The following is a 14,155-nucleotide window of genomic DNA, read 5'->3' as shown; positions in this document are numbered from 1 at the left end:
ATTACATAAAGAAGGGTAGAGTTAAAAAACCACTAAGTCATAAGAAAAAAAGAGGAAATCAATATGCTACAGGGTAAAAAATTTGTTTTTTGTCTTTTCTTAGTATTATCCCTCATTTCAACTTTTCCCTGTAGTGCGCTTGATGATGAAGACCCTCACCTTCAATACCCCCAAAATCATAGGGGAGAATTACCCATTCAGACTGCATTAAATATTACAAATGAAACAGACAAAACTAAGATTGAAAATGCTCTAAGAAATACAGTACGAAATTTAGGTAATCTGCCCGAACAAGGAACTAAAGCCGCTGCAGGGGTTGCAGCAGCTTTAGCCTCAGTTTTAAGTGCTCAATCTCTTATTCCCAGCGGCATGGAAAGTCTTTTTCTTTTGGGGCTGTTAAATAATGTGCCGCAAGATAGTTCTTTGGTATGGGTCATTGTTGCTGGTGTAGCGTTGATACCTGTAGGCGTGGGTAGTAAGGCAACTTTTGATGGTGTTGTTAACGGTTTAAAACGACTAACACCAGAAATATTGGCTGCACAACTTATTACTAACGAGCGTCAGAAATCCAGACTGGAGCGGTTAATTTACAGTCTTCCAACGAAAATTACGCAAGTGGCTTTTTGGTCAGGTTTAATGCTTGGTTATTTTCTGGCTTTAGAAGATAAAGTTGATACGTGGGGAAACGTCCATTGGGGGCCTGTAACCCCTTGGGGATTGGTAATGGGGTTTTGTTCTATAGCAGCCCTCAAACTTGCCATCTTTGGTCCAAGCAATAATCCAAATGATATTCCTTATATTGGAACTCGAACAAAAGAAGAAAGAGAAGAGCAAGAGAGAATTCTTAAACTCGGCCAAGAGACCATGCTTCTTATTCAAGACAAGGGGTTAACACCCGAGGTTAGAGCTGTGGGACAAGCATTTAATATATATGAAAAACAAATTGCGGCAACTGGGAGTGTACAAGATGGCGAAAGACAACATTTATTAGCTCCCCTCGGGCAGCAGGAGGAGTCGGGTCCCGAAGCGGGTCGCGCTATAAGTAATGTAGGAGAATCGGCTCCACAGTACAAATTTGAAGAAGTTCTTTTAGGGGAGGTAAAAGCGGCAGACAAGTTGAGTTATTTTCAAAAATCATGGGCACGGGTAAGCACGGTAGCAGCCAATACTCTCGGACCCGTTTTACAAATATCAAGCCTTGTCCTAAAACCTTTGATAACCTTTGCCCTCGTTGAACAAGCCGCTGAAATTTGTGGGGCTTCACCAATCGTTGCTAAGACAGTCGGTGGTGTAACAACGGCCCTTTCCTTATTATTCCTTGAAGCCTCATGCATACGAGAAATTCCCTTAACAGTTAAAGAACTTCAACAATTTTTTTCCTCTATCGGTCGCAGATAAGTTGTGGATCAGATTCCAGTGGCTTAAGTTACATAGCTGGTTCTTGTATTGATCGCGTTTTCCCTCTTATTGCCCGATGGAGTACACTAATATATTTCAACATAACCTTAGAAGAATATTTAACAAAGTTATTAGCACAAACGTATGGAATCACTAATGTTCCTCTTCAAACCTTCTTAATCTCCACTTTTCTTATGGGCACCGTTTGGCCAGCAACGGCACAAAATTTTGATTTCTATCTAACCAAGTTTGGTAGTTGGCTTGAAGTTGGTGCACCGGTATCTTGGCCTTGGTGTCGACCTTTTAGCTTTAAATTATTTCCTTGTGTCGACAAAACGGGTTCAAAAGCAATGTTGTATGCTCTTCAAGAGCGTATAGAGGAACATTTAAGTCAACTGAAAAACTTTAACCCTAGGTATACAAGAGTTGCTCTTAATACAATTACCAATAATATACCCGCACAAAATGATATTGATTCAAGTTTATAGTCTTTAAATAATTATAAAATTATGCCTCTCCCCCTTAAGGAGAGAGGTTTTTGAAAGAGTTGTGGTTTTGTTGCCAAAATACAGGCTTCCAAAAATTACCACTATCTCGTATATGTTTTTTTGTCATTTCAGATACGTCCGCCAGCCCCACGACAGCAAATGTATTTCCCACCACTTCCACCGGTCCGAGACGCTTTAAGTGCCATTGCACCATCCGCCCTATTCTCTCTAAGCGTATTTCTGTTAGCATAAGAAGGGAATGAATATTCTGATACAGCCCATATTCAACCATACCAATAAACAATGAGAGCGTTATATCTTTCAAAATTCTTTTGGAAGTTGTTTCTTGTCTCCTAACCGTTACCAATCGGCTACTTTCCCATATCTCTTGAGACGGGGTAAACCCTATGGGGGAGTCAATAAGATGCGAGAATTTATCAAGCGTTAAATTAGGGGCTAATGTGGGCGTTAAACGAACCCCACCCAGAACTTCACCGGTCTGTTGTGCCCTATAAATCAGGTAATGTGCTTGGTCATGATCATAGTCATCTATTTCTTTTCCATCATAAGAGGAGAGTGTCCACCCTCTTTGATCAATCAAGACAACTTTTCGAAGCTTAAAAAAATCATTTAGCTCTCTTTCAAATAATTTTTTATTATAAGGATTTATAATACATAGCATATATATATTTCCGACAAAATAATTAGCCTTAAACCATTTGTGTAAACGGTTTTATACTAAAAATATTTTTAAAAGAGAAATTATATTATTGCCCCTGAATTAAATTGTTATTTTTTGAGGTCAAAAATCTTTTAATTGGTTTAACCCGAACATTTTAGCATCTTCAAAGTTCTCAAAGGTCTTAGTAAAAGTTAATTTTTCCTTGTTCATGATTGCATCCCACTCAACAAGCCAAACCTCGTAAGAGGCCACATGTTGCATATGTGACTTATAAATACGCACAGACCTCCAAATACTCTCAGGTGAAAGCTCACTAACCTCAAAAAGAGTTTCTTGATCCGAATCAAAAACAAGGTGTGACGCTAAGAGAGGTGACATTTGTGCTTTTTTTCTTAAAATACTATTAAATCTGGCTTAATATACTCATAATAACGGATTGATAAAGAAAAAATAAGCATCATGATGGAATCCACCTTAAAATTCTCCCAAATGTGCCTCAAAGACATCGATCATGATTATTTCACTTTTTTCAACTTAGAAAAGGGCGAACTTGGGTCTTTTTCAACATACCCAGAAGAATGGTGTAGTCACTATTTATCCCAAAATTACGATAAGCACGACTATGTCCACCTCAAAAATTTCTTTTTACCTGTCATTTGGGGGCAAAGTGTCTCAAAAAACATTTCCCCGATCCAAAAAAGAATTTTTAAAGAGGCTGAAGATTTTCATATCTATAAAGGAATTACCGTTTCCTTTCGTACATCAAGTTCTCCTAACTTTATGACATTGGCTTTCGGCAGACATGAAAGATTATCTCACAACAAAATAGTAGAATTAACCAATAGCTTACAAACTATTTATCAGATGATATATACTTACCAATCATTGTTGGAAGCAGATTATGAATCAAAAGATAGAATTTTAGAATTTATTAAAGAGATTGTGACATGGCAAAAGATAAGTAAGAAAAAGAAATTGCAGAAAGAATTTGCCGTACGAGAAATTTTGAGTGACATTTTGTCAACTCAAATGTTTATTGCGCACCATGAAACAAAAGAACTCGGCCTGGAAACATTACATAAGATTTTTAGGGATATAGAAAGACTTGAGGGATGAGTCAGAAAAGAACTCTAAAAAATCTTACAAACTATAACTTTAAACTATCTGACCAGAAGTTACTCCAAAAATTGCTTTATACGCTTGGCGAAAATGACAGAGCAGAAATGATGAGCAAAGCTGCCATTCACGAATTTGGAAGTATTCAAGCCACCTTAAAACAATCAAGCGAAAATCTGAAAAGAATCCAAGGATTCACGCCCGTTGTCATTCGACACTTGAAAACCGTCTATTCCTTGTTAAGGGAGATTATCAGACCTGAAGGATATCCCTTAAAACCAAGGCGCCAGTTTAAAGATCTCTCCTATTTTTTGCTCACAGCTCCAAAATTTGACGGAGAGTCATTAAGAATACTATTTTTAGATGAAAACCAGGGGATATTAAGGGATACAATATTTAAAAAGGGCTCTGGAAATCAGGTAAAGTTCTATTTTCGAGAAATTGTCAGGGAAATATTAGCAGCTGGCGTATCTCGGTGTGTTTTAATACATCATAAAATTGGCTCTTACCCCGGACCTAATTCCATTGATCTCGAAAGGTATAAAAATCTAAACAATGGTTTGGCCGCTCTTGATCTCAAACTTGTGGATTTTCTAATCATTGCGGAAAATACCATATTCTCTTTGGTAGATATGAAATTATATCCTTCTCTTCCCCACTCGTTCTCTTCTAAAAAAAGCGATTAAATCACAAGCATAAATAAATCTATTTTGAAATTTTTAAATAATTTAATAAAATTATCAAAATTATTAACTAAATATAAACTATTACATCCTATTATCTAAGTACGTATAATAATTTTTTATGAGGGCAATACCATGGGACTTTCATTAGGCCACATTGCAAGGATTACATTTGCGGTGATTCTATTGCTAATTATTGCCTTTGTATACTTGCCGCATCTTTTTTATACTTATAGCATTACTGCTATCGTTAGCGCACCAGTCATTTCGATTACTTCCCCCATTGAAGGCGTATTAAAAGAAGGACCTCCCGTTATGGGAACTGAAGTTAAAGCGGGCGAAACAGTAGGCGTTGTTGAAAATCTTCGATTTGATCGCTGGCGTTTAGATGATATGAGTACGGAATTAAAGGGTGTGCAGGAACGTATTGTTTATATGCAGCAAGAAGCAAATAAAATCGAAGAAACGAAAAGTCGTCTTTTGAGTAGCTTTAATAACTACTCCCAATCTGTTGAAGAACGATTAAAAATTGAAATTAAACGTGCTAAAGAAGCTTTAAGAGAAAGAGCAGACACCATTTCAGAGAGCAAAGCGGAATATTTGAGAAAGTCAAAACTGTATGCCAAAGGGGTTGTTGCAGAAAATCAAGCCGACTCCGCATTTTTTAATGCAGAACGCGCAGCAAAAAGTGGTGAACAAACAAAACTTGAAATTGAGCGTCTGGAGGCGCAACTCAAATCTTTGCAAAATGGTGTTTTTATTAACTTAGATGGTCGGACCGAAGTTTCTTATCAAAAACAAAAAATTGATGAACTCACCGTGCTCTTACATAGTATAGCAAGTAAAACTAATGAAGCCCGCATTCGTGAACAAGCCCTTAAGGAATCTGTAAAGCTTGAAGAAGCTCGTTATAAGAGAATGTCTGAAGCTAAAGTTGTCGCGCCCTTTAATGGTGTGTCTTGGCGTGTTTTTAGTTCTAAAGGAAGCCATGTAGATACGACAAGACCCCTGCTAGAGTTAGTGGACTGCTCAAAGGTATTCGTTGATACATCTGTACATGAAAGATACTTTGGCAAGTTGAAGGCGGGCGATTCTGCCTCCATCAAGCTTGTTGGTGATAACCGTGTCTTGAAAGGTAAAGTGCAGTTCATTCGTGGTGGCGCTTTATCTGAGAGCTCAACCGCATTCCTTGCTGGCGCTACACAAGTTTTACGCCCCCATGAAATTCAAGTCATGATTAAGATTGACGAGAAAGATGTTGAGAAAGGCAAAGGACAATTTTGTTACATGGGACGTACAGGGGAAGTATCTTTTGATAAGCTAAAATTGTTTTAGAATCCCTTTTTTGATTTAAGACAAAAATTCCAGGTTAACCCCAAACAACAAAGGGAATAGGCAACTGCCTATTCCCTTTGTATTTTCTTCAAATATTACTTGCATGTAACCACCAGATCCGTTAGTTTTTAGATCATTGCGCGCCCGTAGCTCAATTGGATAGAGCATCAGACTACGAATCTGGAGGTTAGGAGTTCGACTCTCTTCGGGCGCGCCATATAAACTAAGGGTCTCTTAGAATTTCACCAAATCTAAAAAATGCCCTAGGTAGCAAATAGGTAGAAAAAAGGGGAAGATAATTTTTTCTAAATTACTTAAATTGTTACTTAAGCTAATACAGTTACCTTTTTCGACGATTTTGAGATCAAGCTTTCAAGTGACGATTGCTGCCTACATTAAGAAATCAAGAACAAGTTAGATTACTTTACTTCTCCTTCTTATTCTTGTCGTTACCAGAATCTTTCGATTTTGGTTTGATGGTTTCACTGACAGTTGTTCTGGGATTACGCCTTGCGTACTCCTCACTAACATACTGACCTGTGATCGCATCACGATATACCTTATTGCTCATCATTTACTCCCTTTTCAAAGACTGAAATGAGTCAGTCACTCCGGCACGCTATGCGTCCCTCTTCATTGACGCTTTACGAAATTCAGAGCGTAAGCAGCAGCAACCGCTGCTAATATAATAACGCGTCAATTCTTAACATTGAGTATGCGCTTAGCAAACATTCACCTTCCCCAAAATAAACTGTGACCTCCATATTTATGCGACACGCGCGACATTGCGACAAAGTTAAATTATGGCTTAGGAAACGCAGAAGGCTTATCTTTTGTAGTTCTGGAGTGTGTCGCATGGCCTTTGCGACACGTACGCGACAATTGTCAGATAATATGTATTTAAGTTGCAAATAGTATCATTTTTTGTTACTATTTAGATGTTCAATACATAAAGGAGCAGGTGATGCGGGTTGAATTTATCCAAGAAATTGCAAAGTCTGGCTTGCGCATATTTGAAAAGCAGAACATTGAAGGCATTTTTGCAAGGTTAGGGCTTTCTCCAAGCTACATTAAGCGCATGCTTAGTGTGATGGCAACCAAGCAACAAATTATATCTCTCGGGAAAGGGCTTTACACGTTACCTACCGAACTTATGCCCGGCGGGCCGCCCCATCCTTACGAGATTGCCTTAAAAATTGCAAAAGCAGGAGCCATAAGCCATCGGTCTGCCATGTCTTATCATGGTTTAACAGATCAGGTCATGTCGCGCATTTATGTAACGGTACCAAGGAATGAAGGAGCTAACTTATCCCGAACCCAAGAATACCAACTCAACAATACGCGCTATTTCTTTATTCGCGTCATCCCAAAAAATTATTGGGGCATCCAACAGGTTTTTATTGGTGAAGCAAGAATTGAGGTTACTGACCTCGAAAGAACGTTAATTGATGGGCTACATAGCCCTGCCTATTGTGGGGGGTTCAGGGATGTTTTATTTGCTTATGAAAGAGGGCTTCATAAGGCATCCCCAAATCAACTCTTGGATTATGCCAAACAGACATCCCTTGTTGTTTGCAAGCGGTTGGGGTGGGTCTGTGAGCAGTTGGGGGAATTTCCTGAGCTTCAGGATCAGTTAGCGGCTCTGGGCATGCCCTACTACCAACGGCTTGACGTAACGGGGAGCCGACATGGTAAATATAACAATCGTTGGAACCTGGTGGAGAACATTTAGTGCTATTAAAGAGCCGCTTACAAGAACAGAAAGAAAAGACGAAAGCGCCATGGGACAAGATTGAGCAGGATTATGTCCTAGCATGGATTCTGGAAGGTATTACTCTTGTGCCTGAATTGAACCAGCACCTCGTTTTTAAGGGTGGCACATGTCTTAAGAAATGCTATTTTGGAGACTACCGCTTCTCAGAGGATCTAGATTTCAGCACAAAAGATGATCGCATTGCAGAAGCGCTACCTTCTTTAATGGAAAATGCCTGTGAAGTTGCCATGAACAAGGTTCAATCTCTCGGTGAAAATGTTGTTTTTAGGTGTGAGCCCTACGTTGAAAAACGGCCTCATCCTGAAGGACAACAAGCCTTTGCTATTCAGGCTCGCTTACCATGGCATCGGGACTTTTATACGAAAGTTTATGCTGAAATATCGTTTAGTGAGCTCATTCTTTTACCCCCTAAGGCTTCTAAAATCATCCATCCCTACGGCGAAACCCTGGACGGAGTCATACAAGCCTACCCTTAGAAGAAATTTTTGCAGAAAAGATTAGAGCCCTTCTTCAGTTTGCGAAGAAGCTCCATGAACGCGGTTGGGGTCGGTCGCGTGTTAGGGACTATTATGATTTATGGAAAATCCTCAATACCTATGGAGCTTCCCTTAATTTAGACATCGTCCCTTCCCTTGTTGAGAAAAAGTGCGACCATAAGGGGGTTATATTTAATAGCCTTGATGATGTGTTTCAAGAAAAGCTACTCCTTAATGTTGAAAAAGAATGGGAAACTTGGTTAGCTGACATCGTCACCGATTTGCCAAATAAAGACAGAGTTATGGAAGATTTGAAGGCAGGATTGGCCGATGTTTTCAACAAAGACAAAACTGAGTTATGTATGAAAATTCCTACCGATAACAGGGGGTCATGAATTATACGACCGTGAATATCGAAACCAACGTACTCATCACTCAGCCAAGTGCATAATATCCTATTTTTCACACTTTTAAAAAGATGGCTTCAAAGCTTGTGGGCAATAACTCCTAAAACATTTGTCTGCTTATTAAATTGTGTCGTTGGTAATTTGATATCAAAAAAACCAATTTTTTCAACTTTTAACCCATTCTCTTCTAAACTTGTTGTAATGAATTTCTCATCAATGAGATAAACTGTCTTTGGAACATTTGTAAAAAAACTGGGGAGTATTTTGGATGCATCTTCAATATATCCAGGCCATTGTTTATTAAGTTTATGACTCTTTAGAAAAGTTGGAAAAAATTTATGGTAGAAGTTAGTGTACGGAGTTGGGGTTGCTAAGAAGAATTTTCCACCTGGTATTAACCAACTTGCTATATTTACAATAGCTAACGAAAATTCAGGGGGTGATAAATAGTGCAGAACGCCAGATGCAAGTACCGCTCCAAGACTATTTTGACTAAAGGTTACTTCTCTAGGAACCTGTCCAACAGCATAAGATATTCGGTCAAGATCACTCTTCGGGACTCTTTTATGGAGATCTTCCAGGTGCTCTATTTCTAAATCATTAGCAATGACGGTAGCTCCTCTTTGAAGAGCTTCTAAGACAACCAGGCCATAGGCAGTTCCTATGTCGAGCACAGGACCAGGAGCAATGCTTGAAAATTCAACAAATGCTCTACTTATTTTATGCAAATAAGACAGCATATATCCTTGATTATTTAGGGTAGCGAGGCGGTTGAGTGATTTATCAGCGACTAGGTCTCTATCAACTGAAGGTAGAACGTTAGTAATAACAGCTCTTGGAATGGTCTTATTGGATAAATTCTGAAAAGAATGTATCATACAAAGAGTTCCTTATCATCACTCATTTATTTGTTTTTATTCTTAAAAATGCTATTAAAATGTCTGAAATTACAGCATAAATATTGCATTCTTTTAAGCCCTTAATTATGAAGCTACAATAATCGTTCTAAGATTGATTTTTTGTATCGGGTTGCAATTGCCAAATCAATCATTAAATTTTAATATAAATTGATTAAATAAGCCGTAACGAAGGTCTTTTGTTGTTAATGTAGGGGGCTATAGAGACTGAGTTGTGAATATTATCTTGGTAAATCAATTTATTAAAAATATCTTTTAGGTGAAAATTAATCATAGGACTAAGAAGAAAGACAACTCCATCCGCGACACTATGTCCTAATTCTGAAATTGCTTAAACGAAAATGAAGAAAGCGATGATTGCTTCAAAGGGACACTATCGAACATATCAGGGTAATTTGTTATGAGTTTTGAGAAGAAGTGTAATTTGGAGTTTTTCGATGCTCTAAGGGAATATGCTCTTCGAGATATTCACCAAACACCTTTACGCGCTTAGAGTTTTGTAAAATTTGGGGATAAATATAATATAGGTCAATAATAGGTCCTTGAATATCTGGTAAAATCTTGACAAGATTCAACTCTTTAATTTGAGGGAACTCATCCGAAAGGGCAACAATCCCAAGCCCTTGCTCAGCAAGTTGGCTGGCGCCTTTCGATGAATTAATACTAAGATACGGCTTACGGACTACTCCAGAAGGCAATCCGACACGTAACAACCAATCGATATCACTATAGGGTCTTATGGTATTTGTTCCAAAGGTAATCAGGCGGTGATCATTTAGGTCATCAATCGTTTGAGGACAACCAAATTTTTCAAGATATTCCGGACTTGCGTAGAGTTGAAGATTACAAGAAAAAAGATAGGTTTGTATAAGATCAGGTGAGTCCTTAATGTAGGGAGAAATAAGGACATCAGCTTCACGTGCTTTTAAATTAAGTCTTTCATCATCCCCAATGATGTAAAGCTCAATATCTGTGTATTTTTCTAAAAACCCAGGCATCATTTGTACGAGCCATAGAGTAGCTAAAGCGACAGTTGTTGCCACGGTTAGTGTTCCTTTAGGAACTTCTCCTTCTTCTTTGGCCATTGTGAGAGCCACCTCAACATCAAACAATACTTTTTCAACGACCTTAAATAATATTTCTCCTTGTTTTGTCATGACAACGCCTTGAGGAACACGACTGAACAATTTAAAGCCAAGGCTTTCCTCAAAAGATTGAATTGTACGACTGAGGGTTGATTGGTCAATATTCAACTTTGCGCAGGCATGCTTTATATTGCCAAAACGTGCTGTTTGATAAAAGGCTGTTAATCGATTCCAGTTAATGCGGGGGTTGGGCTCTCTCATCCTACATTCCTTAAAGTCTGCTTCTTCATGAAAACTGAATGAATCTCTTGAGTGTTTTCTATTTCATAGATCTTAGATCTTTGATTTATTGAATATTTAACAGCCAACCATCCAAAAAAACTGCAAATCATAAGATAAAAAGCCGGGGCAATAGGAGTTCCCATAGCTGTAACAAATCCATGACACACAAGAGGCGTTGTTCCTCCCAAAGCTTCTCCTAAACCAATAGACATCGCCATAGCGCTATATCGCTCTTGAATAGGAAATAATGCTGGGAGAAAGGAAACACTGGGAGCAACAGAAGCACTCATAAGGAAACCAAAAATAATCAGGACGATAAATACGTTGGTTAAAGAATTTTCGTAATTTAAAAAGAGGAATAAGGGGAAAGATAAAACAAAGCTTGTGATAGCAGAAAATATCATAACCCGTTCTTTGCCAAAGCGATCCGATACAAATCCCATCAGGGGGAGAAGGACAATGAGCAATATCATTAAGCCTGTGTTCAAGAACATACCCGAAGAAGCCAGAGCTTCTTTGGGTAGCATAAATTGAGCAATATAAACAACGGGAATGTAAAACAGGACAATATTATAAGTTGAAATCCCAAATGCGCAAAAAAATGCTCGTTTATCCTGCTTAATAACTTGAAAAATAGGAAGTTTAACTAAATGATTTTCTGTTTGAGTCGCTACAAATTCAGGGCTTTCTATAAGAGCGCTTCTGAGAAAATAGCCGATAATACCGAAAACACCACCTAACAAAAAGGGAATGCGCCATGCCCAGGTTGGCATTTCCGACAGGATGCACAAACCCCCAAGGCTTGTGCCTAGAATAGCACCCACAATGCTAGAGGCCGGAAGAATGCTTCCGGCAAGCGCTTCCCCATGCCCTCTATGATGTTCGGATAAGAAAATTGCCGCTCCACTATACTCCCCACCTGTGCAGATTCCTTGCATAAGTTTGCACAAAACTAGAGTAATGGGCGCTAAAATACCAATGGAAGAATAAGTTGGTAGAATTCCAATAATTGTTGTGGGAATAGTTACTAAAAGAATGGCTATAACCAATGCCTTTTTTCGACCGTAACGATCGCCAATATGCCCAAAGATTAGCCCCCCAAATGGTCTTGCCATAAAACCAGCCGCAAAAACTCCAAGGCTTGCAAGTTGAGAAGTAAGTAAGTTGTCAACTGGAAAAAACAAGGGGGAGAGAAAAGCAGCAAAGAAGCCGTAAAGAGTCATATCATAGTATACAATGGCATTTCCAATTGTTGCGGTTAGAATTGTTTTTATTTTTAACATTAAAACCCTCTTATAACATTAAAACCCTCTTAGTTGAGAACATCCTCTCTTTGTGAATAGACAAATATAAGTCTTAATGAACGGAGTGGAAAGATTCATAATTCTATCCGCGACATACTGCTCTATAAAGTTTTTCATGGGCAATTTAAACTTTGTTGCCTTATATCCCAATATATCCATTAAAAATTTATAATTTTTTTTGGCTTCAAACATGCCATTTCCCTTTAACATGTATATTTATGCAATATTATAGTGTATTTAAATTTTATTTACAAGCCATGCGGTTTCCGTAATGATTTACAATGGGTCAAACCATCAGATGAGAACAAAATTAAGAAGCACTGAATATTTGATTCCCTAATTATTACAAAAGGTAATTCTAAGATTTAGAGAATAAGCGCAACCATAAAAACAGAAACTTAAAAATGGAGAGACAAACCATGCTCAAATTAGTTATTAGCAACTCTGATCTCATTTCAAAAGATTCTCTATTCAAACAAGTTGAGAAAATCGATTATAACTTAGAAGCTTCTCCCATCGGAACGCTTTTGTTTGATTGTATGAAGATTGCATCGAGCCTCTATATTTTTAGAGCGCGGGACTTCGATCATAATTTAGTTTGTGAAATGAGTTTGGAGTTGACAGAGGACTTTGCTGTTTCAAGAGATGACATTGAAGAGGAAAAGTATTTCAATCCAATCATGACATGCAACTTTGCGAGTATCGATGTATCTCGATTCAATGAAAAGATATGTTGGGACGCATATCTCCAAGGAATCATAATGGTTCAATTCCAGTTGAAAATTCTCGAGAAGCTTTTGTTATTTTGTGAAGAAAAGGATGTAGCCCAACTTGTCTTAACAATTAGCAACGTTAACTATGATAATCTTGAAATATATCGTCATTTTTCATTTACAAAGGAGCAGGTCATCGATGTAGGTGAAGATCAAACAAAAATCATAATACCGACAGACCCGCAATCTTATGATGAAGTGATTGAACTTATGGATAAAGTTGATGAAGATTTTCGGCAAACTTTGTGGCGTAATCAAAAAGCCAATCCCACCTTCCGGAAGTATTTAATGGATCACTCTTTGTTAGTGAGTTAAGAGGAAGACGATAAAATGCTTAGCTTAGAAACATCTCCCTAGATTTGGAAAAACTGAAAGCCTTTTATTATGTGGCTAAGACGGGGAATATTTCGCATGCTGCTCCTTATCTGAATCTTAACCAATCCTCGTTCAGTCGCAACATAACAGGATTAAAAAAACATCTTGGATACCCCTTATTTCTTCACAATCGAAATGACGTTACTTTGACTCGAAAAGGTGAAGACCATCTGGGGGTTACGGAAAGCATCTTTTTAAATGTAAAGAAATTTGCCAGCCGTACCTATACGCCCACACAATTCGGAAATAAACGTAAAATTAGAATTGCTACTTGTCAAGCACTTGCGGCGTATCTCATCAATGATAATATTCTGACTTATTATGAAGAGCATTCTGATCTTATTTTTGAGGTCATTGGAATTAATGATGTTCTAGATATTGTTTTGAATGATGTAGATATCTCTATCTGGCCTGATGATCTAAAAACATCCCAAGCTGAATACGTGACCTGGAAAACCGTTCAAGAACCTTATATGATGTTAGAAAAAAACTATATGCAAGCCCTCGATATTTAGAAAAATACGGAGAACCTAAAACAGTGATGGATCTCAAAAAGCATCATTTTATTGTACTCTCAATTTCTGAACCTTATTCCTTTGACGAAGCGAAATGGATTTTAGGGTTGGGCTTACAGGAAATGAGCAAAGAAATCAAACAGAGCCGAGATCCTATATGTATGTCAAATTCCCTGGAATGTCTCATTGAAGCAGCACAACAAGGTAAAGGGATTATCAGTGCTTATGATAAAATGTCGATTGTTTCAAAAGCCAATCTCCAAAACATTTTGCCAGATCTAATTATCAAGAAGCGTCATGAATACTTCGTCTATCCAGAATATCTTAAAGATGACCCAGACATTATTCATGTCAAAGAGTACTTGAAAAGTCGGGTGAACGGGTCTTAGTTGATAGGGAGTAACTTACCCCCTAAAAACCCCCATTTCAAATTTTTCAATTTTATGAAACTTAAAAAGTTAAATTTTTGACTTTCTCGATCATTCATTTCGAACACTTGAGAAATGCGCGCTTACACGTTGCATTTTGCAACTCCGCTTTGTTGC

The 14,155-nt window shown here is 38.0% G+C and carries 16 protein-coding genes and 1 tRNA gene; 12 read left to right on the top strand and 5 right to left on the bottom strand.

Annotated elements, in window-relative coordinates; all coding sequences use genetic code 11:
- The first annotated feature begins 63 nt into the window (after nucleotides 1-63).
- The gene (locus tag FJX03_00850) at nucleotides 64-1,398 is read left to right on the top strand and encodes a hypothetical protein (protein MBM3632246.1); all 1,335 of its coding nucleotides are present in this window, start codon (nucleotides 64-66) and stop codon (nucleotides 1,396-1,398) included.
- A gap of 194 nt (nucleotides 1,399-1,592) precedes the next feature.
- The gene (locus tag FJX03_00845) at nucleotides 1,593-1,886 is read left to right on the top strand and encodes a hypothetical protein (GenBank protein ID MBM3632245.1); all 294 of its coding nucleotides are present in this window, start codon (nucleotides 1,593-1,595) and stop codon (nucleotides 1,884-1,886) included.
- Nucleotides 1,887-1,920: 34 nt separating this feature from the next.
- Here FJX03_00845 and FJX03_00840 read toward each other — a convergent pair whose 3' ends face one another.
- Both FJX03_00840 and FJX03_00835 read right to left on the bottom strand, forming a co-directional pair.
- Entirely contained in the window at nucleotides 1,921-2,568 is a 648-nt protein-coding gene (locus FJX03_00840) for a hypothetical protein (protein ID MBM3632244.1), read from the bottom strand.
- 120 nt (nucleotides 2,569-2,688) lie between these two features.
- A complete protein-coding gene (locus tag FJX03_00835) occupies nucleotides 2,689-2,946 on the bottom strand; it encodes a hypothetical protein (GenBank protein MBM3632243.1) in 258 nt (85 codons plus the stop codon).
- 81 nt (nucleotides 2,947-3,027) lie between these two features.
- Here FJX03_00835 and FJX03_00830 point away from each other — a divergent pair, with 81 nt between their 5' ends.
- The 7 genes from FJX03_00830 (at nucleotide 3,028) to FJX03_00800 (ending at nucleotide 8,347) form a co-directional block, all read left to right on the top strand.
- The gene (locus tag FJX03_00830; protein ID MBM3632242.1) at nucleotides 3,028-3,684 is read left to right on the top strand and encodes a hypothetical protein; all 657 of its coding nucleotides are present in this window, start codon (nucleotides 3,028-3,030) and stop codon (nucleotides 3,682-3,684) included.
- Nucleotides 3,681-4,370 (top strand): hypothetical protein, encoded by a 690-nt coding sequence (locus FJX03_00825; GenBank protein ID MBM3632241.1) that lies wholly within the window; start codon nucleotides 3,681-3,683, stop codon nucleotides 4,368-4,370. The genes FJX03_00830 and FJX03_00825 overlap by 4 nt, the downstream gene beginning before the upstream one ends.
- Nucleotides 4,371-4,502: 132 nt before the next feature.
- On the top strand, nucleotides 4,503-5,702 hold the full coding sequence (locus FJX03_00820; GenBank protein ID MBM3632240.1) for an HlyD family efflux transporter periplasmic adaptor subunit: 1,200 nt from the start codon (nucleotides 4,503-4,505) through the stop codon (nucleotides 5,700-5,702).
- Between the two features lie 140 nt (nucleotides 5,703-5,842).
- Nucleotides 5,843-5,919 (top strand) — tRNA-Arg (locus FJX03_00815).
- A gap of 747 nt (nucleotides 5,920-6,666) precedes the next feature.
- The gene (locus tag FJX03_00810) at nucleotides 6,667-7,434 is read left to right on the top strand and encodes a hypothetical protein (GenBank protein MBM3632239.1); all 768 of its coding nucleotides are present in this window, start codon (nucleotides 6,667-6,669) and stop codon (nucleotides 7,432-7,434) included.
- Nucleotides 7,410-7,952 carry a nucleotidyl transferase AbiEii/AbiGii toxin family protein gene (locus FJX03_00805; GenBank protein ID MBM3632238.1) on the top strand — a complete coding sequence of 181 codons (543 nt, stop codon included), beginning with the start codon at nucleotides 7,410-7,412 and terminating at the stop codon, nucleotides 7,950-7,952. Before FJX03_00810 ends, FJX03_00805 begins: the two co-directional genes overlap by 25 nt.
- Before the next feature lie 5 nt (nucleotides 7,953-7,957).
- Nucleotides 7,958-8,347, top strand: coding sequence for a nucleotidyl transferase AbiEii/AbiGii toxin family protein (locus tag FJX03_00800; GenBank protein ID MBM3632237.1), 390 nt, complete (start codon nucleotides 7,958-7,960; stop codon nucleotides 8,345-8,347).
- 89 nt (nucleotides 8,348-8,436) lie between these two features.
- On the opposite strand, the gene FJX03_00795 is transcribed toward FJX03_00800, so the two are convergent.
- The 3 genes from FJX03_00795 to FJX03_00785 all read right to left on the bottom strand — a co-directional run bounded on the left by FJX03_00795 (nucleotide 8,437) and on the right by FJX03_00785 (nucleotide 11,926).
- Nucleotides 8,437-9,237, bottom strand: a complete 801-nt coding sequence (locus FJX03_00795) for a class I SAM-dependent methyltransferase (protein MBM3632236.1) — start codon at nucleotides 9,235-9,237, stop codon at nucleotides 8,437-8,439.
- A 437-nt stretch (nucleotides 9,238-9,674) separates the two neighbouring features.
- Entirely contained in the window at nucleotides 9,675-10,622 is a 948-nt protein-coding gene (locus tag FJX03_00790) for a LysR family transcriptional regulator (GenBank protein MBM3632235.1), read from the bottom strand.
- Entirely contained in the window at nucleotides 10,619-11,926 is a 1,308-nt protein-coding gene (locus tag FJX03_00785) for an MHS family MFS transporter (GenBank protein ID MBM3632234.1), read from the bottom strand. The genes FJX03_00790 and FJX03_00785 overlap by 4 nt, the downstream gene beginning before the upstream one ends.
- A gap of 440 nt (nucleotides 11,927-12,366) precedes the next feature.
- On the opposite strand from FJX03_00785, the gene FJX03_00780 reads away from it, so the two are divergent.
- Genes FJX03_00780 through FJX03_00770 form a run of 3 tightly spaced genes read left to right on the top strand, consistent with a single transcriptional unit; the run spans nucleotide 12,367 to nucleotide 13,999 of the window.
- The gene (locus FJX03_00780) at nucleotides 12,367-13,035 is read left to right on the top strand and encodes a hypothetical protein (GenBank protein MBM3632233.1); all 669 of its coding nucleotides are present in this window, start codon (nucleotides 12,367-12,369) and stop codon (nucleotides 13,033-13,035) included.
- A 32-nt stretch (nucleotides 13,036-13,067) separates the two neighbouring features.
- Entirely contained in the window at nucleotides 13,068-13,610 is a 543-nt protein-coding gene (locus tag FJX03_00775) for a LysR family transcriptional regulator (GenBank protein ID MBM3632232.1), read from the top strand.
- The gene (locus FJX03_00770) at nucleotides 13,535-13,999 is read left to right on the top strand and encodes a hypothetical protein (protein MBM3632231.1); all 465 of its coding nucleotides are present in this window, start codon (nucleotides 13,535-13,537) and stop codon (nucleotides 13,997-13,999) included. Before FJX03_00775 ends, FJX03_00770 begins: the two co-directional genes overlap by 76 nt.
- The last annotated feature ends 156 nt before the right edge of the window (nucleotides 14,000-14,155 follow it).

Source organism: Alphaproteobacteria bacterium, assembly GCA_016870095.1.
Taxonomy (GTDB): Bacteria; Pseudomonadota; Alphaproteobacteria; order Paracaedibacterales; family VGCI01; genus VGCI01.
The sequence above is the reverse complement of the archived record's forward strand: the minus strand, read 5'-3'. Positions and strand labels throughout refer to the sequence as shown.